19 protein-coding genes are annotated in these 19712 nt (G+C 65.6%); 7 read left to right on the top strand and 12 right to left on the bottom strand.

Translation table 11 applies throughout. The features are described from left to right. Nucleotides 1-31: 31 nt before the first annotated feature. From IEW24_RS14740 to IEW24_RS14725, 4 genes are all read right to left on the bottom strand, one after another. Nucleotides 32-1558 (bottom strand): tripartite tricarboxylate transporter permease, encoded by a 1527-nt coding sequence (locus tag IEW24_RS14740; protein WP_188579918.1) that lies wholly within the window; start codon nt 1556-1558, stop codon nt 32-34. Between the two features lie 9 nt (nt 1559-1567). Next, nucleotides 1568-2083 carry a tripartite tricarboxylate transporter TctB family protein gene (locus IEW24_RS14735; protein ID WP_188579916.1) on the bottom strand — a complete coding sequence of 172 codons (516 nt, stop codon included), beginning with the start codon at nt 2081-2083 and terminating at the stop codon, nt 1568-1570. Between the two features lie 70 nt (nt 2084-2153). Continuing rightward, entirely contained in the window at nt 2154-3161 is a 1008-nt protein-coding gene (locus IEW24_RS14730; RefSeq protein WP_188579914.1) for a Bug family tripartite tricarboxylate transporter substrate binding protein, read from the bottom strand. Nucleotides 3162-3299: 138 nt separating this feature from the next. Further along, nucleotides 3300-4025 (bottom strand): GntR family transcriptional regulator, encoded by a 726-nt coding sequence (locus IEW24_RS14725; protein WP_188579912.1) that lies wholly within the window; start codon nt 4023-4025, stop codon nt 3300-3302. Between the two features lie 161 nt (nt 4026-4186). Between IEW24_RS14725 and IEW24_RS14720 the strand changes: the two genes are divergently transcribed. Beyond that, on the top strand, nt 4187-5386 hold the full coding sequence (locus IEW24_RS14720; RefSeq protein ID WP_188579910.1) for a pyridoxal-phosphate-dependent aminotransferase family protein: 1200 nt from the start codon (nt 4187-4189) through the stop codon (nt 5384-5386). A 364-nt stretch (nt 5387-5750) separates the two neighbouring features. Here IEW24_RS14720 and alr read toward each other — a convergent pair whose 3' ends face one another. Genes alr through IEW24_RS14695 form a run of 5 tightly spaced genes read right to left on the bottom strand, consistent with a single transcriptional unit; the run spans nt 5751 to nt 9876 of the window. After that, entirely contained in the window at nt 5751-6875 is a 1125-nt protein-coding gene (gene alr, locus IEW24_RS14715; RefSeq protein ID WP_188579907.1) for an alanine racemase, read from the bottom strand. A gap of 31 nt (nt 6876-6906) precedes the next feature. Continuing rightward, entirely contained in the window at nt 6907-7728 is an 822-nt protein-coding gene (locus IEW24_RS14710; protein WP_188579905.1) for an amino acid ABC transporter ATP-binding protein, read from the bottom strand. Continuing rightward, entirely contained in the window at nt 7721-8368 is a 648-nt protein-coding gene (locus IEW24_RS14705; RefSeq protein ID WP_188579903.1) for an amino acid ABC transporter permease, read from the bottom strand. Before IEW24_RS14705 ends, IEW24_RS14710 begins: the two co-directional genes overlap by 8 nt. Then, nucleotides 8365-9021, bottom strand: coding sequence for an amino acid ABC transporter permease (locus IEW24_RS14700; protein ID WP_188579901.1), 657 nt, complete (start codon nt 9019-9021; stop codon nt 8365-8367). The genes IEW24_RS14705 and IEW24_RS14700 overlap by 4 nt, the downstream gene beginning before the upstream one ends. 21 nt (nt 9022-9042) lie before the next feature. Next, nucleotides 9043-9876 carry an ABC transporter substrate-binding protein gene (locus IEW24_RS14695; RefSeq protein ID WP_188579899.1) on the bottom strand — a complete coding sequence of 278 codons (834 nt, stop codon included), beginning with the start codon at nt 9874-9876 and terminating at the stop codon, nt 9043-9045. Between the two features lie 127 nt (nt 9877-10003). Between IEW24_RS14695 and IEW24_RS14690 the strand changes: the two genes are divergently transcribed. The 4 genes from IEW24_RS14690 to IEW24_RS14675 all read left to right on the top strand — a co-directional run bounded on the left by IEW24_RS14690 (nt 10004) and on the right by IEW24_RS14675 (nt 13544). Continuing rightward, nucleotides 10004-10882 carry a LysR family transcriptional regulator gene (locus IEW24_RS14690; protein ID WP_188579897.1) on the top strand — a complete coding sequence of 293 codons (879 nt, stop codon included), beginning with the start codon at nt 10004-10006 and terminating at the stop codon, nt 10880-10882. 205 nt (nt 10883-11087) lie between these two features. Beyond that, nucleotides 11088-12191, top strand: a complete 1104-nt coding sequence (gene dinB, locus IEW24_RS14685; protein WP_188579895.1) for a DNA polymerase IV — start codon at nt 11088-11090, stop codon at nt 12189-12191. A gap of 180 nt (nt 12192-12371) precedes the next feature. Further along, nucleotides 12372-12854: a hypothetical protein gene (locus IEW24_RS14680; protein WP_188579888.1), complete on the top strand. Its 483-nt coding sequence runs from the start codon at nt 12372-12374 to the stop codon at nt 12852-12854. 255 nt (nt 12855-13109) lie between these two features. After that, nucleotides 13110-13544 (top strand): lipid-binding SYLF domain-containing protein, encoded by a 435-nt coding sequence (locus tag IEW24_RS14675; protein WP_188579886.1) that lies wholly within the window; start codon nt 13110-13112, stop codon nt 13542-13544. Between the two features lie 393 nt (nt 13545-13937). Here the strand turns inward: IEW24_RS14675 and IEW24_RS14670 are convergent, their stop codons facing one another. Both IEW24_RS14670 and IEW24_RS14665 read right to left on the bottom strand, forming a co-directional pair. Next, the gene (locus tag IEW24_RS14670; RefSeq protein WP_188579884.1) at nt 13938-15296 is read right to left on the bottom strand and encodes an ATP-binding protein; all 1359 of its coding nucleotides are present in this window, start codon (nt 15294-15296) and stop codon (nt 13938-13940) included. After that, nucleotides 15293-16039 carry a response regulator gene (locus tag IEW24_RS14665; protein WP_188579882.1) on the bottom strand — a complete coding sequence of 249 codons (747 nt, stop codon included), beginning with the start codon at nt 16037-16039 and terminating at the stop codon, nt 15293-15295. The genes IEW24_RS14670 and IEW24_RS14665 overlap by 4 nt, the downstream gene beginning before the upstream one ends. Nucleotides 16040-16273: 234 nt before the next feature. On the opposite strand from IEW24_RS14665, the gene IEW24_RS14660 reads away from it, so the two are divergent. Together IEW24_RS14660 and IEW24_RS14655 are read left to right on the top strand one after the other, a co-directional pair. Then, nucleotides 16274-17047: an alpha/beta fold hydrolase gene (locus IEW24_RS14660; protein WP_188579879.1), complete on the top strand. Its 774-nt coding sequence runs from the start codon at nt 16274-16276 to the stop codon at nt 17045-17047. A 139-nt stretch (nt 17048-17186) separates the two neighbouring features. Beyond that, on the top strand, nt 17187-18938 hold the full coding sequence (locus IEW24_RS14655) for a cytochrome c biogenesis protein DipZ (RefSeq protein WP_188579877.1): 1752 nt from the start codon (nt 17187-17189) through the stop codon (nt 18936-18938). A gap of 242 nt (nt 18939-19180) precedes the next feature. Here IEW24_RS14655 and IEW24_RS14650 read toward each other — a convergent pair whose 3' ends face one another. Continuing rightward, entirely contained in the window at nt 19181-19597 is a 417-nt protein-coding gene (locus tag IEW24_RS14650) for an organic hydroperoxide resistance protein (RefSeq protein ID WP_188579875.1), read from the bottom strand. Nucleotides 19598-19712: the final 115 nt, after the last annotated feature.

Genomic DNA, 19712 nt, shown 5'->3' with positions numbered 1-19712 from the left:
GCGCGCGGCGGACCGGCCGCCGCGCGCGGGCTCAGTTGTGCGCTTCGCTGGGCCGGCTCGCGAGCAGGCGCCGGCGCAGCCAGGACAGACCCTCGATCATCGGGCTCCACAGCAGGAGCACGAACGCCAGCACCATGAGCGTGCCCACGAGGCCGTTGGAGAAGAAGACCCCCAGATCCCCTTCCGAGCCGATGAGCGCCTGCCGGGCCGCATCCTCCGCCCGGTCTCCCAGCACCAGCGCCAGCACCAGCGGCGCCAACGGATAATCCAGCTTCTTGAACACGTAGCCGACGATGCCGAAGATCAGCATCAGCCAGATGTCGAAGATGGAATTGGAGATGGTGTAGGCCCCGATGGCGCAGATGATGAGGATGATCGGCGCCACGAGGGCGAACGGCACCCGCATCACCGCCGCGAACAGCGGCACGGTGGCGAGCACGATGATCAGCCCGGCGATGTTGCCGAGATACATGGAGGCGATGAGGCCCCAGACGAAGTCCTTCTGCTCCACGAACAGCAGCGGGCCGGGCTGGAGCCCCCAGATCATCAACCCGCCCAGCAGCACCGCGGCGGTCGCCGAGCCCGGAATGCCCAGCGCCAGCATGGGCAGCAGGGCGGACGTGCCCGCCGCATGGGCCGCCGTCTCGGGCGCGAGGACGCCCTCCATCTCGCCCTTGCCGAATTTGGCACCGTTGCGGGAGAAGCGCCGCGCAAGGCCATAGCCCATGAAGGAGGCGGCGATGGCACCGCCCGGCGTCACCCCCATCCACATGCCGACGAGGGAGGAGCGCAGCAGCGTGCCCCAATAGCGCGGCAGCGCCGTCCATGTGCGCAGCACCACTTTCAGGTCGATGCCCGCGCGCTTGCCCTTGAAGTGCAGCCCCTCCTCCACGGTGAGCAGGATCTCGCTGACGCCGAACAGGCCGATCACCACCACCAGGAAATCGAAGCCCCGCATGAGCTCGGTGACGCCGAAGGTCATGCGCAGGTCACCGGAGATGGTGTCCATGCCCACCGCCGCCAGCAGGAAACCGAGGGCCAGCGTCACGATGATCTTGGCCTTGTTCTCGCGCCCCATGCCGATGAATGAGCAGAAGGTCAGGAGAAAGACGGCGAAGAATTCCGCCGGCCCGAACCGCAGCGCGAACTGGGCCACCAGCGGCGCCACGAAGGTGATGAGCACGACGCCGGCGAGCGCGCCGATGAAGGAGGCCGTAAACGCCGCCGTCAGCGCCTCCCCCGCCCTCCCCTGCACCGCCATGGGATAGCCGTCGAAGGTGGTGGCCACCGACCACGCCTCCCCCGGAATGTTGAACAGGATCGAGGTGATGGCCCCGCCGAACAGCGCCCCCCAATAGATGGACGACAGGAGGATGATGGCGGAGGTGGGATCCATACCGAAGGTGAGCGGCAGCAGGATGGCGACCCCGTTCGGGCCGCCGAGGCCGGGCAGGACACCGACCACGATGCCGAGCAGCACACCGATGATCATGAAGGCGACATTGTGCCATGAGAGCGCGAGCTCGAAGCCCGCGATCAGAGAAGCCAGATTTTCCATCGCGGCACCTCAATAGCCAAGGAAGGCTTCGAGTGGCCCCTTAGGAAGCGGCACGCGAAACTGCAGTTCGAAGATCCAGAATGCGACCAGCGGCACGAGGGCCGCCGCAAGCAGGATCGCGACCTTGTTGCGCGAGCCCGCGATCAGCATGAAGCCGATGATGAAGAGTGCCGAGGACACATAGATGCCCAGAGGCTTGATCAGCGCCACGAAGATGACCAGCGGCACCAGCACGCGCATCACCTGCCCGAGCTGCTGCCAGGAGACAAAGACGCCGGGCGGCTGGCGCACCGCATTCACCAGCACCACGCCGGCACCAGCGAGGAAAATCCAGCCGATCCGCGCCGGAAAGAAGCCGTTCTCCGGCCCGGCGCCGGTCCAGCCCGCGCCGCGATCATACGAGTCCCACAGCACCATGAGTGCCAGCGCCATCAGCAGCGCGGCCACCGTCAGTTCCACCGCCCGGCGCGACAGCCCGCCCTCGGGCGCCGCCACATCCGCTCCGGCCTCATTCTGGATGGTCATGAGCCCTTCCTCCTGTCGATCTTGAGTCGTTGCTCGGCAGGCCGCGAACAGCCTGCCGGCGAGGAAACGATCAGTTGGCTGCGAGGAAGCCGGCCTGCGTGAGCAGATCCTTGTGGTGCAGCTCATCCTTCTTCAGGAACTCCAGAAAGGCCTCGCCCTCCCGGAAATCCGGCACGAGCGCGTTGCGGGCCATGTAGTCCTTCCACTCGTCGGTGGCCGCCACCTTCCGGAAGAGACCGACGTAATAGTCCCGCTGCTCGGGCGAGACCTTGCCGGGCATGAACATACCCCGCAGCATCTCATAGCTGACGTCGAGCCCCTTCTCGCGGCAGGTGGGAATGTCGCCCCAGGACTGGTCGCCCACCACCTTCGCATCATAAGGCAGGCGCTTGGGCGAGAAGATGCAGAGCGGCCGGGTCGCCCCGCCCCGCCAGTTGGCGATTTCCTCGGACGGATTATTGGTGTCCGCGGCGATATGCTCCCCGGCCAGCTGCGTGGAAGCCGCACCGCCGCCGGGATAGGGGATGTAGCTGAACTTCGCCCCGCTCGCCTTCTCCATGGCGATGACCAGCAACTGGTCCTCGCGCTTCGAGCCGGTGCCCCCGACCTTCAGCGCAGGCTTTGCATCCTTGGCGGCGGCCAGCAGATCCTTGGGCTCCTTGTAGGGCGACTTGGCATTGACCCACAGACCGAAGGCATCCTGCGCCATCATCACCAGCGGGGTGAAATCGGTCCAGGAGACACCGAGCTTGGTAGTCATCGGCGTCATGAAGATGCCGCTGGAGGTGGTGATGAGCTTGTGCGCATCACCGGCCGAATCCTTGATGTCGAGCATCGCCTCGCCGCCGGCGGCAGCCGGCTTGTTGACGACGATGATCGGCTGGGTGGTGAGCTTGTTCTTCTGGATGATGCCCTGGATGGTCCGGGCCATCTGGTCGGAGGCCCCGCCGGCGGAGAAGGGCACGACCACCTCGATGGGCTTGGTCGGCTCCCATGCGAGGGCCTGGGAGGCGCCGAGAACGGCGCCGGAGCACAATAAGGACGCGGCGAGAATCCGGGCTTGAACACAAGCTTTCATGGGTCGCTCCTCCAGCACGCGCTCTTTGGCGCATTAAGCGGACGATAGACCACACAGTTTTTGAATTCAATTCCGTTCAGAAGAGGCGCGCATTATAATTCCAAATATTGCGCCGCAACCAATACAGACCCCAACCGATCACGCAGGATCGGACGCCTCCAGACTCTCCAGAACCGCCATCCGCTTGTTCCGCAGGTGCCGAAACAGAAGATCGCCAATCTCCTCGCCCGCCCGGCGGCGCAAGGCATCCAGGATCAGCTCATGCTCGCGCATGGCCTGCCCCCAGCGATCCCGCTGCTTGTCCAGATTGGCCGAATAGCGCACCCGGCGCAGACGACTGGCAAAGCTCGCATAGGAAACCGCCAGCACATCATTGCGCGCGGCGGCTACGATCTGCTCGTGGATCGTCTGGTTGCAATGGAAATAGCCCGGCAGATCCTTGCGCAGATAGAAGCGGTACATCTCGTAATGGACCTGCTCGATCTGCGCGATCTCCTCGTCGGTAATGCGCTCGCACGCCAGTCGTCCGGCCAGCGACTCCAGCCCGCCCATCACATCGCAGAGGTCGGAAATATCCTTGACCGTCAGGCTGCGCACCCGCGCGCCGCGATTGGGCAGAAGGTCGATGAGCCCTTCCGCCGCCAACACCTTCAACGCCTCGCGCAAGGGGGTGCGGGAGATGCCGAGCATGTCGCAGAGCTGCCGCTCCGGCACGCGCGCGCCGTCGGCGATATGGCCCTCGACGATATAGTCCCGCAGCCGCGTCAGCACCTCGCCATGCAACGGCGCACCCGGCTTCGGCACAGGCTCCGCGCCAGGCTGCGCATCCAATTCCATATTACCGGCATCGCTCAGGCTGCTCATGCCTTACCGCTAGCCAATCCGCGAGTCCTTGTCGAGGCTAAGCGCGGTCATTCTGAACCCAAATTTTAAATTGCGGATCGGAAAAATGAATGCAAAATTGCATCCGAAGTTTCGAACCCCTTCTGGTTCGGGCGCTTCCAAGACGACCGGGAGTACCGCTCATGCCTTCACATAACGGCCGCCACTTCCTGCAGATCCCCGGCCCCAGCCCGGTGCCGGAACGCCTCCTGCGCGCCATGAGCATGCAGGTGATCGATCACCGCAGCGCCGAGTTCGGCGCCCTCGGCAAGCAGGTTCTGGAGGGATGCCAGGCCATCTTCAAGACCTCCGGCCCCGTGGTCATCTATCCCTCCTCGGGCACCGGCGCGTGGGAGGCGGCCATCGCCAACACGCTGTCTCCCGGAGACAAGGTGCTGATGGTCGAAACCGGCCACTTCGCCACGCTGTGGCGCAATATGGCCGCCCGGCTCGGCATCGAGGTTGACTTCATCGGCGGTGACTGGCGGCACGGCGCCGACCCCGCCGCGCTGGAAGCCCGGCTCGCCGAAGACAACGCCCACGCCATCAAGGCGGTGATGGTGGTCCATAACGAGACCTCCACCGGTGTCACCAGCCGCATCCCAGAGATCCGCAAGGCCATAGACGCCGCCGCCCACCCTGCCTTGCTGATGGTGGACACCATCTCCTCGCTGGGATCCGTGGACTACCGCCATGACGAATGGCAGGTGGATGTGACCGTGAGTTGCTCGCAGAAGGGCCTGATGCTGCCGCCGGGCCTCGGCTTCAACGCCTTGTCCCAGAAGGCCATCGCAGCCAGCAAGACGAACAGCCTGCGGCGATCCTACTGGGACTGGGAGGAGATGCTCAAGCCGAATGCGAACGGCTTTTTCCCCTACACCCCCGCCACCAACCTGCTCTACGGCCTGCGCGAGGCCATCGCCATGCTTCTGGAGGAAGGGCTCGATGAGGTGTTCGACCGCCACAGACGCCTCGCCGCAGCCACGCGCGCGGCGGTGGGCGCATGGGGGCTCGAGGTGCTCTGTCAGGATCCGAGGGAGTATTCGCCCGTTCTGACGGCGGTGGTGATGCCACCCGGCCATGACGCGGACGCTTTCCGAAAGGTCGTCCTTGAGAAATACAACATGTCGCTTGGCGCGGGCCTGAGCAAGCTGGCGGGGAAGGTGTTCCGCATCGGCCATCTGGGCGAATGCAATGACCTCACGCTCATCGGCGCCCTGTCGGGCGTCGAGATGGGGTTGGCGGCTGCCGGCGTGCCCCACAGGCGCGGCGGCGTGCAGGCGGCCATGGATGAGCTGGAGGGCCGTAGCCTCGCCAACAGCGAGACGGCTGCAGTCGCCTGAGTTCGCCACGTCACAGAAAGCTCCATGGCTGCGGCTCATGCCAGTGAACATACTGGCATGAGCCTGAGAAGATGGGTTTCTTGCGATAGGTCATCGCCTTGATATTCAGGCGATAATTATCCGCTGGGAGCCCCTAAGACGGAGGGCGGGCCAGCCGCGTCGGCAACGCGACCTCGTGAGCAGGACAGGCTCTACACGGAATTATTGGGGCAAATATCGGCACTCCGTAGCCTGCTCGTCCAATCGGCCTTCGTTCCGCATCAGATCGTGCAAGTTTCATCGTCGGAGAGCGGGACCAGCGACCCCGGATCCCACCGCTCCGACGGTCCACTCCGCAGCAGCGCCAATACCGCGGTGCTCCTGATCAACCGATGTATCGGCGTGGCAGGCTTTTGCCGATGGCCGGATACAGGTCGTGGGTCGAGACCCGCCACTGGTCCGCAAGCGCTTCGAGGCTGATCTCGGCCGCGCCGGAACGCCCCAGCAGCACCACCTCGTCTCCCACCTCGGCCTCGGGCACATCGGTCAGATCGACACGCAGCAATTCCGAGTGGGTGGGGCCCAGCAGAGGCACTCGCCTGCCCCTCAGCAAGGCGAAGGCCTGCTCGGGCATCTTGCGGGGAAAGCCGTCGCTCCAGCCCAGCGGAATGAGCCCGAGCCGCATGCCCGGCCGCAAGCTGAGAAACGGCGCCGGCTGCACATTGCCCGGCTCGGCCAGCGACCGCACCATAACCAGACGGCTCTTCAGCCCCACCAGAGCCGGGCGCCACTCCGACTGGCGCGGGGCAATCGCCTCAAACGGCATGCCGAGGACAAGGCGCCCCGGATCCACCGCATTGAGATCCGCCTCCGGGTGGCCCAGCACGATCGCCGAACTGGAGGTCATGCGCAGCGGCACCGGAATGCCTGTGGCCTCGATCGCGGCCAGCGCGGCCCGGATGCCCTCGAGCTGCGCCACGGTGTAGGGCTCGTCCTCGAAGCCGTAGCTGGTCATCGGGTGCCCATAGACACCGGCCAACCGCAGATGGCGGCTGGAGGCAATCGCCTGCGCGAGGGCCGCGGCCTCGTGTGGAAAGGCGCCGGCCCGGAATCCGCCGCCGTCGAGCTTCAGGAACACCGGCAGTTCGCCGTGCACGGCTTTGTCCCAGAGGGCGACGTCCTCCAGCGTGGAGAGCGTCGGCATCAGGCCCGCCCGCTCCAGAGCCGACGCGCTTTCCGGCAGGCAGGTGGGATAGAGCAGGATCGGAGCGGTGATCCCCGCCGCACGGCAGGCCAGCGCGCTATCCACATTGCCGAAGGCGAAGCCATCCGCACCCTCGGTCTCGGCCCGCCGGGCGATCTCCACAGCGCCGCAGCCGCTGGCATCGCCCTTGAGGCACACATAGATCGCCACGTCCGTACCGACGAGGGAACGCAGCTGCCGCAGATTGTGGGACACCGCGCCAAGGTCGATCTCGCACCAGGTGGGGCGCAAAGCAGAAGGGGTCATCGAACACAAATCCATTAGGGAAGAGGAGCATTCAGAGCCGGTGGCCCGAGCGATAGCGCTGCATGAAGCTGCACAGGCGCTCATGGCGGGGGGCATCGAAGATCGCGCCGGGCGGGCCTTTCTCGATCAGGACGCCATCGGCCATGAAGGCGACGGATGTCGAGACTTCCCGCGCGAACGCCATTTCATGGGTCACGATCATCATGGTGATGCCATCCCCCGCCAAGGAGAGGATCACGTCCAGCACCTCGCCGACCAGTTCCGGATCGAGGGCGGACGTCACTTCATCAAGCAGCAGAAGGCGCGGCTGCATGGTCAGTGCCCGTGCGATCGCCACCCGCTGCTGCTGGCCACCGGACAGTTCCGAGGGATAGCGGTTGCGCTTGTCGGCCAGCCCCACGCGCTCCAGCAGCGCCATGGCCCGCTCGCGCACCGGCGCATCAGCCTCGTTCCGCACCCTGCGCGGCGCGACCGTCAGGTTCTCCAGCACGTCGAGATGCGGGAACAGATTGTAATGCTGAAACACCATGCCCACCTGCGCGCGGAGCGCGGCGATCTCCCGGTCCGCCTTGCGGCGGCGGCTTCCATCGGGCCGGATATCCACGCCCACGCTCTCACCGGCGATGGTGATGAGCCCGCGCTCATAACTTTCCAGATAGTTCACGCAGCGCAGCAGCGTGGTCTTACCCGATCCGCTGGGGCCGATGAGCGAGAGCACATCGCCGGCGGCCACCGTCAGGCTGACGTCCTTCAGCACCTCGACGCGGCCGAAGGATTTTCCGACGCGGTCGATGACCACAAGGGGCGTATCCGTGGTCCGGGAAACAGGCTCAGACGAAACAGGCTCAGACATGGCGCATCTTCTTCTCGATATGGCGGGCGATCTGCGAAAGCGTGAAGCAGATCACGAAGTAGAAGGCCGCCACCGCCAGATAGGCGGGCAGGATCTCCATGGTCCGCTCACCGATCTCGCGCCCGGCGGCGACCAGTTCCCAGCCACCGATGGCGGAGACCAACGAGGTGTTCTTCACCGCCACCAGAACGACGTTCAGGAAAGGCGGAATGCTCAGGCGGCTCGCCTGCGGCAGGATCACGATGGTAAAGAGCTGGAGCCGGCGCATGCCCAGCGCCCGCCCCGCATCCCACTGCGTGCGCGGAACCGCCGCCAAGGCCGCCCGGAACACCTCTGCCATATAGGCGGCGAAGTAGAGCCCGCCGACGAGCACCACCACCAGCCACAGCGGCAGGTCGATGCCGAGATACGGCAGGCTGAAATAGCTGCCGATCAGCAGCACGAGCAGCGGCACGCCACGCGCGATGAGGCCATAGACGGCTGCCGCCAGCCGCAGGGGCCCCACGCCATAAAGCCGCAGCACCGCCAGCATGAGGCCGAAGCAGGTGGCAACAGTGATCATGCCGAGGGACAGCCCCACCGTGACCACCGCACCGCGCGCGAGATACTGCCCGGTGGACAGAAGCATGGCGCCGGTCATTGGGACACCCTCACCGGGAAGCGGAACTCCGCTACCTTCAGCAGGCCGGCGACCGCCGCGCTCATGCCGAGATACATCAGGGCCACCGTGGTGAAGGTCTCGTAGGGGGCGGCGCTGCGGTCCAGCAGCAGCTTGCCCGCCTGCGTCAGCTCCGCGACGGCGATGGTGGAGGCGACGGAGGTGTCCTTGATGATGATGATGAACTGGTTGCCCAGCGGCGGCAGCACCCGACGCAGGGCCTGCGGCAGGAGGATCGTCCGCAGCGCCTGCCCCGGCATCATGCCCAAAGCCAGCGCCGCCTCCCGCTGGCGGGGATGGATGGACTCCAGGCCCGCCCGATAGATCTCGCCCACATAGGCGCTGTTCTGTAGCGACATGGCGAGCACCGCCGAGGCGAAGGCCGACAGGGTGAGGCCGAGGGTCGGCATGCCGAAGTACAGCACGAAGATCTGGACCAGGATCGGCGTGTTGCGCATGACCTCGACGAAGGCGAGGCCGAGCCAGCGCAGCGGCGCCAGACGGCTCATGGTCAGGGCGGCGACCACGGCACCGCCCGCCGTGGCCCCGATGAGGGCGCCCAATGCGAGGGCGACCGTCATCGTTGCGCCGTCCAGCAGGAACGGCGCATTGGTCTTGATGAAGGCGAAATCCATCTGGGCGCGCCTCGCGATGCGTCAGTTCTGGTTGAACGGACGCTGGGGCGGCGGCTCCTTGCCGAACCAAGTTTTGTAGAGCGCCGCATATTCGCCGTAGCGCGAACCGTTCACATATTCCCGCACGATGGTGTCCAACGCCAGCCAGAGCTCGAAATCGCCGGGCTTCATGAAGATGGCGTTGTTGTTGATGGTGCCGAGGGAGCCGTCGAGCACCACGAACGCCCCCTCACTCTGACCGACGAAGAAATTGGCCGCAGCCGAGTCCGCCTGCCACGCCGTTGAGCGACCGCTCTTCAATGCCAGGACGGCTGCACTGTCGGTGTCGAAGAAGATGGCCTTGGCCTTCGGCGCATAGAGTTTCGCCCGGTCCACCATGGCCGCGCTGTTGGTCGAACCCAGCACCACGCTCTCGCTGTCGAGATCCGCCAGCGTCTTGATCGGCGACCCCTTGGGCACCACCACCAGCGTGCTGCTGTCGATATAGGGGCGCGTGAAGGCGAGGCGCACGGCGCGATCAGGATAGATGGTGGCGGTAGAAATGCCGAAATCCGCCTTGCCGGAGAGCACCGCCGGGAAGCGGCCGTCAACCGTGGTGGTCATCAGTTCGATCTTGTTGGGATCGCCCACGAGGGCCTTGGCCATCAGCCGGGCGAACTCGACCTCGAAGCCGGTGAGCTTGCCGTTCTCGTCAATGAAACCGTTTGGGCGGGCGGTCGATGACACCGCGACGATCACCTTATCGCGCTTGACGATGGTCTCAAGGCGGGAGTCCGCGGCGCTCGCAGGTGCGAGCCACAGCCCTGCCACGCACCCTGCAAGACCGAGCACGAGCGCGGAGATGCGATGAAACATGTTGGTTCCCCTTCTGATTATGAGGCGAGGAAACCATGTTGCAGCGCGGGCGAAAAACGAATAATCGCGCCACTAAGCATCGCCATTTCCGATGCTCGCCACGGGCCTGTAAACCTTGGAGGACGGAATGCTGCGCGAGATCGAGACCTTTCTGGCGGCGGCGCGCTACGGAACCTTTACCGAGGCCGGCCAGCGCATCGGCCTGACCCAATCGGCGGTGAGCGAGCAGATCCGGCGTCTTGAGGATTATCTGGGCTATCGCCTGTTCTTCCGCACCGGCCGCTCCGCCACGCTGAACGCCGACGGGCAGGATCTCATCCCGCTGGCCGATCAGGTGGTCGCGCTGGTGGCCGAGATGCGGCGACGGGACTCGGTCTCCGAGATCCGCACCACGCTGCGCGTCGGCACCGTCGCCTCCCTGCACAGCGGCCTGATCGCGCGGACGATGCTCACCTTCCACCGCGTGTTTCCGAAGGTCACACTGCGTTCGACGCGCGGCGAGGACGACCTGCTGGGCCAGGTGGAGCGCGAGGAACTGGATCTGGCCGTGGTCATCCAGCCCTCGGGCGATCTGCCCGGCAACGTGCTGTGGCATCCGCTGCTGACGAAGCCCTTCGTCCTCATCGCCCCCCTCGGCATCGAGGCTGCGGATTGGCGGGGGGCCATGGCGGGCCGCCCGCTCCTGCGCTACGACCACTCCACCATCAGCGGACGGCAGATCGACACCTTCCTGGGGCGAACCGGCACCGTCGCCGCCGACAACATCTGGATCAATTATCTCGACACGATGATCGCGCTGGTGGGCGAAGGCATGGGTGTCGCGCTGATCCCGGACTCAGATCTCGGCCCGGCCGCTGACCGCATCCGGGTCTTCCCGCTCGGCGCCGACACCTTCCACCGCCACGTGGGCGTGCTCGCCCGGCGCAATGGCACCTCGCGGGAAGCCGAGGCATTCCTCGCCCTGCTTCAGGACGAGGCGCGCAGAGAGATTGGGACCTGCATCTGAGCTTGAAGCAGATGGGTCCGGAATGGGATGGCCCCGACACGATCGGAGATTGAACCAGCCAGATTTGTGAGGCGGGATCCTGGGGCCGATCGCGCCCCGATTGTTGCCATTTTGTTCTCATTCAGCTATTGGACGCGAGATCGGGGATCCGGCCACCGAGGGCCTCTCCACCGTCACCTGCAAACGAGCGACACGGTCAACGACGATGGCCTCTTCCGAGGACAATGGATCGAGCGCCCTTCAGCGTAAGATCATCCATGTGGACATGGATGCCTTCTACGCATCGGTCGAGCAGCGGGACAATCCGGAACTCCGGGGCAAGCCCGTCGCCGTCGGAGGCTCCGCCGCGCGAGGTGTGGTTGCCGCGGCCAGCTATGAGGCGCGCGTCTTCGGCGTGCACTCCGCCATGCCGTCCGTCACCGCAAAGCGGAAATGCCCGGACCTGATTTTCGTCGCGCCGCGCTTCGAGGTCTATCGCAGGGTCTCAGCCCAGATCCGGGAGATTTTCGCCGAACACACCGACCTGATCGAACCTCTTTCCCTCGACGAGGCCTATCTCGACGTCACGGTGAACCGTCAGGATATTCCGGCGGCGACGATGGTGGCGGAGGTCATCCGGGCCAGGATCAAGGAAGTGACCGGCCTGAATGCCTCGGCAGGCATCTCTTACTGCAAATTCCTGGCGAAGATGGCGAGCGACCTCAACAAACCCAACGGCCAGGCGGTCATCACGCCCCGGCAAGGTCCCGACTTCGTCGCGGCCTTGCCAGTCAAAAAGTTCCATGGCGTCGGTCCGGCGACCGCCGCCAAGATGGAGCGTCTCGGGATCATCACGGGCGCGGATCTGCGGGCAAAGTCGCCGGACTTCCTGAGACAGCATTTCGGTAAATCGGGCGGCTGGTACGATCGCATCTCGCGCGGCATCGACAACCGCCCGGTCGAGCCCCATCGCGAGCGGAAGTCGATCGGCGCCGAGGACACCTTTCCCATCGACATCTTCGACTTGGAGAAGGCCCGCCAGGAGCTGGCGCTCCTGGCTGCGAAAGTCTGGCGGCATTGCGAAGCGCGCGGCCTAGTCGGGCGCACAGTGACCCTCAAGGTGAAGTATGCGGACTTCCAGCAGATCACGCGGAGCCGCACACGCGGCAACATGATTATGAATGTCACGGACCTCCTGGGACTCGGGGAAGCTCTCCTCGTGCCCCTGTTTCCGACGGCGAAGGGCATCCGCCTGATCGGGGTGACGGTCTCGTCGCTCGAGGCGCCGGGCGAGGCGCCGGGTGCTGACGGCCAGCTTCCCCTTTTCTGAGGACTACGCGTCAGCCCAATCGCCGGGGCGACAAGGTTCGGCCGCCCACGCCCAGTCGTCTGGAAGCAAACTTGGCAGTAGCTGCCCTGGCCCGAGTTGTGGACGATACCTTTAAGGCTATCTTCAAGCGCCAGGCTCGGCATCTGAGGCCGCGCCGTGACGATGGGATGAACTCAGACGATGGATCGCGTGACCATACGATATCCGGCGCTACTGCTAATCCAGACGGCCTGTGCGTTTGTCATACTCCACCATATCCACGCGATCTTCGGCGTCTTGGTCGACAATCCCGGGGTGAGACAGCCGATGTCCGTCGCACCGCTCATCCAGGTCGGTTTGGCGGCTACGGTCTCGCAGATCTGCTATTGGACGCGCGTGTCGAGCACGCCCCTCCCGCGGTCCTTCCGCAATGTCATTCTCGGCCATCTGCTGAGCTTCGCGGGAAGGCTCAGCTTCATCTTCGGGGCCGCTCTGTTCTCATTCTATTTCCTGCGGCACATGCCGGCGATGGAGCTTGAGAGACTGGATATCGGCTCCGCTTTGCGAGGGTCTTTCCTAATCGCAATATTGTTTGTGCTTTTCTGCTATTCACTGGAACTGGAGCGACTTGGTGTAGCCCTGCAAATGCCATCCGTCCGGACTGCCAAGGATGCGTCCGACTAGGTAGGGGACACACTCAAGCCATTGCGGAATAGTAGCGACGATGACGGCAGGGAAGTTGACCGCGGGCTTGCCGATACCCTGACGAGCCTCCGGTGCGGGAAGCGCACATGCCGCATCAGCCTTGGCGCAACGAGAAGGGGCGCAACGAGAAGGCGTTTTGTCTCACGCTTGATTGCCAAGCAACCAACCGCCAGATTGAGCGTTGTGTGACGATGGGCAACATGGCACATCGCTCTAGCTTGGAAGGTATCGTCGATGAAAATCTTGTCGGTACTCAGGGTCGGGCTCCTCGCATTGGCAGCGCTCATCGGCGCCGGATCGATCGCGAGCGCCGCTGACGGCTCAATCAGCATCCGTATTGTGAAGGCCGGATTCGTGGTCGGCGGATCAGCAGGAGACGGCGTGCTGACGTTTCAGGGACGACGATATCCACTCTCGGTCGGGGGGCTGAGTTATGGCTTCACTTTCGGCGCTTCTGAGACACGATTTCATGGAAGGGTCAGAAATATCCGACGTGCGTCTGACATTTCCGGAGTCTATGCGCAGGGCGGTGCTGGCGCTGCCCTCGGAAAGGGCGCGCAAGTTGTTGTCCTGACCAATCAGAACGGCGCCATTCTGGAGCTAAGCGGCGAGCAAAAGGGCGTAATCGTCAGTCTTGATTTGAGCGGACTGGCTTTGTCGCTGAAGTGAGGATGTCCATCCGGTATCCTCGTCCTTGATGTACTCGGCCCGTCTACCTGCCCCGTCGCAAGATCGCCGGGCGGGTGAGCCTTATGCTGTAATCGCCCCGCGCGCCGGAGGACGTTTTCACACGCGATCCGGTTGCACAGGGGCGCTGTCCCCCTCGCCTGCTGTTCGACCACTGGTCAACGGCTGGCGAGGGTCGCCTGCGCTGAGGCCCTTGCTCTCACCGGCCTCGTTGCGGGACCGGGCGCTCTCCGAACTTTCCGGCGGCCAGAACCAGCGCGCCTGGATCGCCATGACGCCGGCGCAGGCGGCGGCCATCTCTCCTGGCGATGTTATGCGCGTCCATGTGATCGCGAAACGCTAGTCGTTGGCGATCGCATCACGATGAGCGCCACGTCATGCCTCCTCTTGGCGCCCTCCTGGTAAGAAAAGATCGGGGACCACGATGGCCGCGCAGAGCCCTCCCTCCCGGCGATTGGCCAGCACCAGCCGCCCGTTGATGGCGAGTGCCAGTTGCTGTGCGATGGCGAGACCGAGGCCCGTGCCTCCGGTGTCGCGGTTGCGCGACTCCTCGATCCGATAGAAGGGCTGGAGCACGGCCTCCAGCTCATCTTCCGGGATGCCCGGACCATCATCCTCGACAGCGATGGAGATGCCTCCCTCCGACGCGGACGCGACACGGATCCTTGCAGCGCCCGTATATTTCAGGGCGTTGTCCACCAGGTTTGCGACGATGCGCTTCAGCGCCTGCGGGCGGGTGGTGATCACCATTGCCTGCGGGGCGTCGCACAGCACCGCCCGCCCGGTGTCCTGATAATCGAAGGCCAGGCTCTCCACGAAGGCCCCCACATCGAGGCGAACCGGAGCTTCAGTATCGCCATGGGCACTGCGCGCATAAGCGACGCCTTCGCGTACCAGCGCCTCGATCTCGCCGAGGTCGCCGAGAAGGCGATCCTTCTCCGGCCCGTCATCCGCCATTTCCGCCCGCAGCTTCATGCGGGTGATGGGCGTCTGAAGGTCGTGGGAGATGGCGGCGAGGATCTGTACCCGCTCCTGCAGATAATGGGCGATGCGATCGCGCATGGCATTGAAGGCGCCGGCCGCATGGGCCACCTCCGCCGGGCCGCCTTCCGAAAGACGCCCCGTCGTGCGGCCGGGATCGAGCGTTTCCGCCGCTCGGGCGAAACGCTGCAGAGGCCGGATGGCCAGCCGGACCGCGAACCACGTACAGACGATGATGAGCAGCAACTGGGCCACCAGCACATAAGGCAGCCAGAGCGCCAGCGGCGCGAGCTGCGGCCGGATGTCGATGGTGACGATGGCGCCATCGCCCAGCGTCACATGCGCCTGCAGATGCTCGCGGCCCGTGCCGGGGATGGTGTCCACCCGCACCGGAAAGCGTCGACCTGTGGCGGCGTTGATAGTTTCAGCGATCTCCGTGGCGCGCGGGCTGAGTTCCGCCACGCCCGCCTCCCCCTGCCCCAGTTCGTAGCTGTAGTTCCGCCGCGCCAGCAGCGGCAGCCATTGCGCGCGCTCCGCCACCGGCAGGCGATCGAGCAATGCGATGGAGGTGGCGACGTCATATTCCAGCGAGGTCAGCATGGTCGCTTTGGCGCTCATGGTGCGCTCGAGGAACAGGACGCCGAAGGAGAGGATGTGGGCGAGCGCCAGCCCCGCGAACAGGATGAGGAATAGTCGCCAGCGCAGGGTGCGCGGCAGCGCGGGGACGCGGCGCAGCCAGCCGGGCCAGCTCATTGTCGGGCCTGCGTGATCTCCACCGGCAGGGCGAGCACATAGCCCTCGCTGCGCACGGTCTTGATATAGGCGGGCTCGCGCGCATCGTCCCGCAGGCGCTGGCGCAGGCGGCTCACCAGCAGGTCGATGGAACGGTCGAATATCTCAGCTTCGCGCCCCTGCGTCAGGTTCAGCAACTGGTCGCGGGACAGCACCCGCTGGGGATGGTCCAGAAACACCCGCAGCAGCCGATACTCCGCCCCGCTCAGCGCCACCGCCGTGCCCTCCCGGTCGATGAGATGGCGGGCCACGGTGTCGAGCTGCCAGTCCCCGAAGCTGACGAGCCGGCCAAGCTCGGTGATCTGCATGTTCGGCGGCAGCATACGCGTCCGGCGCAGCACCGCATTGATGCGCGCCAGCAGTTCGCGGGCGGAGAAGGGCTTCACCAGATAGTCGTCGGCGCCCATCTCAAGGCCGACGATGCGGTCCGTCTCCTCGCTGCGCGCGGTGAGCATGAGGACCGGCGTCGCCTTGTGCCGCCCGGCCCGCAGCTCGCGGCACAGGACGAGGCCGTCGTCGCCCGGCATCATCACGTCGAGAACCACAAGATCCACGCGGTCGGCGTCGAGAAAGGCCCGCATCTGCCGCCCGTCCGCCGCCACGGTCACGCGCAGGCCGTTCTTCTTCAGATAGCCGGAGACCAGATCGCGAATCTCCCGGTCGTCATCGACGATGAGTATATGGTCAATATGCTCCGTGGGCATGACACCCTGCGTCTCCCGTCCCGCCGGACGGCACATGCCGCTCCGGTATCGTGTCTTCTGTAGCCGCACCGGGCGGCGTGGCGTGCAGAGATTTGTAGCCTTCTGTATCTGCCCCGCGCGGCGATACACGCGCTGACACTATCGGCCATTCCCGACACGCTGAAGCCGGCAGCCGGATGCGAGGCAGCCGGACGCGCACCCTGCGCGACATTATCGCAAGGACGGAATTTGCCCATGTCCCGCCATCCTCTTTCGACCGGATTTTTCGCGCTCGCACTGTCACTTGCTTCCAGTGCGTCAGTTCCGGCACAGGCTGCTGACATTCGTAACGTCGTCATCGTCCACGGCGCCTTTGCCGATGGGTCTGGCTGGCGCCGGGTCTCAGATATCCTCACAGCCAAGGGCTACAAGGTCTCCGTGGTGCAGCAGCCCCTCACTGCGCTGAAGGACGACGTGGCGGCCACACGCCGCGTGCTGGCGCTGCAAGACGGCCCGGCCGTTCTGGTGGGGCACAGCTACGGCGGCATGGTCATCTCCGATGCGGGACATGACGGCAAGGTGGCGGCTCTCGTCTATGTGGCCGCCTTCCAGCCCGAGGCCGGCGAGAGCCTGGCGATGCTGGCGGGCCGCAAGCCGGTTCCCGACGCGCCAGTGGACGCCATCAAGCCGACGGAGGATGGCTATCTCTATCTCGATCCCAAGGCCTTTCCCGCAGCCTTCGCCGCCGATCTGCCGCAGGCGGAAAGTAACTTCCTCGCCCACGCGCAGGTGTTCGCCTCGAAAGGCGCCTTCACGGCTGAGGCCGGCGCCCCAGCCTGGAAGGTGAAGCCGAGCTGGGCGCTGGTGGCCACCGCCGACCGCTCCATCAATCCGGACCTTGAACGCGACATGGCCAGGCGGGCCGGCAGCCACGTGGTGGAAGTGGCGGCGAGCCATGCCGTCTATGCGGCGCAGCCCGACGTGGTTGCGCAGACCATCATCGCGGCCGCCGAGAGCGCCGGCCACTGATGCGATCCGGCGCAGGTACACTGGCTTACATTTGCGCCTGCGCCGGAACACATGGCCGATACGCGCGCCGCCTCAAATGCCGACCGGCTCCGAAGCGGGCGGCATTTCGCCGGCCCGCCGGTGTCCGGAAGGACCGGCCATGGCACTGCTCATGATATCCTACCTCGCAGGTGTGCTGACCATCCTCAGCCCCTGCATCCTGCCCATTCTGCCCTTCGTGCTCGCGCGGGCCGATCGATCCCTCCTGCACCACACGCTGCCGCTGCTGGCGGGCATGGCGCTCACTTTCGGCCTCGTCGCGACGCTTGCGGCGGTGGGCGGCGGCTGGGCGGTCCATGCCAATGAGATCGGCCGCGCTGCGGCCGTGGCCGTGCTGGTGCTGTTCGGTCTCGCCCTTCTCTCCCGCACCGTGGCCGGGATCATCAGCCGGCCGGCGGTGCGACTGGGCGAACGCCTGCTGCGCACCTCCGCGGGCGCGGGCAGCGGCGGAGGCGATGCGCTGCTAATCGGCGTGGCGACCGGCCTTCTCTGGGCGCCGTGCGCCGGCCCGATCCTCGGCATCGTCCTCACCGGCGCCGCTCTCAAGGGTGCCGCGCTCGACACCACACTCCTGCTCACAGCCTATGCGGCGGGCGCTGCGACTTCGCTGGCCGTGGCTGTCCTCGCCGGCGGTCGGATCATCACGTTCCTGAAGCGCACGCTGGGCTTTGGCGAGGGGGTCCGGAAGGGGCTCGGAATCGCCGTTCTGGCGGGCGTTGCCAGCATTACGCTGGGCCTCGACACCGGACTTCTGTCGCGTTTGTCCTATGCCGGCACGGCGGGGCTGGAACAGTCGCTGCTCGACCATTTCGGACAAGCCGATGCCGCCAAGGCACCCGCCCTTGCAGGCACAGCGGTGGATGCGGGGCACCCCTATCACAGCGGTTTGCCAGTGGAAGGCACCCTGCCCTCCCTCGACGGCGCGGTGACGTGGCTGAACTCGGTGCCGCTCAGCGCGGAGGCCATGCGCGGCAAGATCGTGCTGGTGGATTTCTGGACCTACTCCTGCATCAACTGCATCCGCACCCTGCCCTACATCCGCGCCTGGGCCGAAAAGTACAAGGATCAGGGGCTCGTGGTGATTGGCGTGCATTCGCCCGAATTCGCTTTCGAGAAGAAGCTCGACAATGTGCAGGCTGCGGTGCGCCAGTTCGGCATCGCCTATCCCGTGGCCGTGGACAGCGACTTCCGCATCTGGCGCGCCTTCCGCAACAGCTACTGGCCCGCGCTTTACTTCGTCGACGCGCAGGGGCGCATCCGCCACCACCAGTTCGGCGAGGGCGGCTATGCGCGCTCGGAACGGGTGATCCAGGAACTTCTGACGGAGGCTGGCGGCAGCAGGGGGCAGGCAGACCTCGTCGCGCCGGACGCCAGGGGCGCGCAGGCTGCTCCGGACCTTGCGGCCCTAGGCTCGGGCGAAACCTATCTGGGCTATGACAAGGCAACCGGTTTCGCATCGATGGAAAGTCTAGGCGCCGGCACGCCACGAGATTACACCGGCAGCCGACCGCGTCTCAATCAATGGGCGCTCAACGGCAATTGGACGGTCGGCGCGGAGCACATCGCCCTTGATGTAGCAGGCGGCACGATCATCTATCGCTTCCGTGCCCGTGACCTCCATCTGGTGATGGGATCCGGCGCCGGGGGACGGTCGCTGCGTTTCCGCGTCACCATCGATGGTGCCCCACCCGGCGCCAGCCACGGCTCCGACACCGACGCGGACGGCAATGGCAGGGTAGACCAGACGCGGCTCTATCAGCTCGTGCGCCAGTCCGGTGAGGTGCGGGAGCGGACGTTCGAGATCCGCTTTCTCGATCCCGGTGCCACCGCCTATGCCTTCACCTTCGGCTGAAGCCGGAGATGGAGGTGCGGCAGGCCCGCTCACCCACGAACCGTGGAAGAAGCTGCATGCGCTCAGCGGTCATTGTCCTTGCAATCATCGCCCTCTCCGCCTTGCCCTGCGCGTGGGATGCCCGGCCGGGCGAGACCCCGCCGATCGTACATACGCTCACCCATGCATGGCCCTGATGGCCGAGGCCAGAGGACACGACGGAAAGAAGGCCGGGTGCGCGCACGCGCCCGGCCTTCGTCGTGTCAGGCGAGAGTGAGCGTCACGTCAATATTGCCCCGCGTCGCCTTGGAATAGGGGCACGTCTGGTGGGCATCCTCGAGCAGGGCGCGCCCCAGCTCCGGATCAATGCCCGGCAACCGCACGGTGAGGCGCGCCTGCAGCAGGAAGGCCCCGTCCGTGGTGCCGAGATCCACCTCCGCCTCCACCGCAACGTCCGGCGGCAGCTTGACCTGCCGCCGCGCGGCGACCTTCCCGAGAGCGCCGATGAAGCAGGCGGACCAGCCGGCGGCGAAGAGCTGTTCGGGATTGGTGCCCGTGCCCGCGCTGCCCGGAGGCGAGAGTATGATGTCCAGCCGTCCGTCGGAGCTGCGCGAAACCCCGTCGCGCCCACCCTGCGTCAGCGTCCGGGCGGTGTATAGAACCTTTTCCATTCTGGTCATGGAGCGCTCCTTTGGCTCGTGCCGATGAAAGCCTCGGCCAGAGCCCATTCTCAGCTCCATGTGTCCGGCGTGTTTTCGCAAACGGGCGGCGTGTAAGCCGATGTGGCGCGCACCG

It is taken from the genome of Azorhizobium oxalatiphilum (assembly GCF_014635325.1).
GTDB lineage: Bacteria > Pseudomonadota > Alphaproteobacteria > Rhizobiales > Xanthobacteraceae > Azorhizobium > Azorhizobium oxalatiphilum.
This window is presented reverse-complemented; position numbering and strand designations above follow the sequence as displayed.

Coding starts and splice junctions, on each gene's coding strand:
- IEW24_RS14730 (WP_188579914.1), bottom strand. CDS start 3,161: ATGAAAGCTTGTGTTCAAGCCCGGATTCTCGCCGCGTCCTTATTGTGC.
- IEW24_RS14690 (WP_188579897.1), top strand. CDS start 10,004: ATGCTGCGCGAGATCGAGACCTTTCTGGCGGCGGCGCGCTACGGAACC.
- IEW24_RS14670 (WP_188579884.1), bottom strand. CDS start 15,296: ATGAGCTGGCCCGGCTGGCTGCGCCGCGTCCCCGCGCTGCCGCGCACC.
- IEW24_RS14680 (WP_188579888.1), top strand. CDS start 12,372: ATGGATCGCGTGACCATACGATATCCGGCGCTACTGCTAATCCAGACG.
- IEW24_RS14650 (WP_188579875.1), bottom strand. CDS start 19,597: ATGACCAGAATGGAAAAGGTTCTATACACCGCCCGGACGCTGACGCAG.
- IEW24_RS14725 (WP_188579912.1), bottom strand. CDS start 4,025: ATGAGCAGCCTGAGCGATGCCGGTAATATGGAATTGGATGCGCAGCCT.
- IEW24_RS14710 (WP_188579905.1), bottom strand. CDS start 7,728: ATGTCTGAGCCTGTTTCGTCTGAGCCTGTTTCCCGGACCACGGATACG.
- IEW24_RS14665 (WP_188579882.1), bottom strand. CDS start 16,039: ATGCCCACGGAGCATATTGACCATATACTCATCGTCGATGACGACCGG.
- IEW24_RS14705 (WP_188579903.1), bottom strand. CDS start 8,368: ATGACCGGCGCCATGCTTCTGTCCACCGGGCAGTATCTCGCGCGCGGT.
- IEW24_RS14695 (WP_188579899.1), bottom strand. CDS start 9,876: ATGTTTCATCGCATCTCCGCGCTCGTGCTCGGTCTTGCAGGGTGCGTG.
- IEW24_RS14740 (WP_188579918.1), bottom strand. CDS start 1,558: ATGGAAAATCTGGCTTCTCTGATCGCGGGCTTCGAGCTCGCGCTCTCA.
- alr (WP_188579907.1), bottom strand. CDS start 6,875: ATGACCCCTTCTGCTTTGCGCCCCACCTGGTGCGAGATCGACCTTGGC.
- IEW24_RS14735 (WP_188579916.1), bottom strand. CDS start 2,083: ATGACCATCCAGAATGAGGCCGGAGCGGATGTGGCGGCGCCCGAGGGC.
- dinB (WP_188579895.1), top strand. CDS start 11,088: ATGGCCTCTTCCGAGGACAATGGATCGAGCGCCCTTCAGCGTAAGATC.
- IEW24_RS14700 (WP_188579901.1), bottom strand. CDS start 9,021: ATGGATTTCGCCTTCATCAAGACCAATGCGCCGTTCCTGCTGGACGGC.
- IEW24_RS14655 (WP_188579877.1), top strand. CDS start 17,187: ATGGCACTGCTCATGATATCCTACCTCGCAGGTGTGCTGACCATCCTC.
- IEW24_RS14660 (WP_188579879.1), top strand. CDS start 16,274: ATGTCCCGCCATCCTCTTTCGACCGGATTTTTCGCGCTCGCACTGTCA.
- IEW24_RS14720 (WP_188579910.1), top strand. CDS start 4,187: ATGCCTTCACATAACGGCCGCCACTTCCTGCAGATCCCCGGCCCCAGC.
- IEW24_RS14675 (WP_188579886.1), top strand. CDS start 13,110: ATGAAAATCTTGTCGGTACTCAGGGTCGGGCTCCTCGCATTGGCAGCG.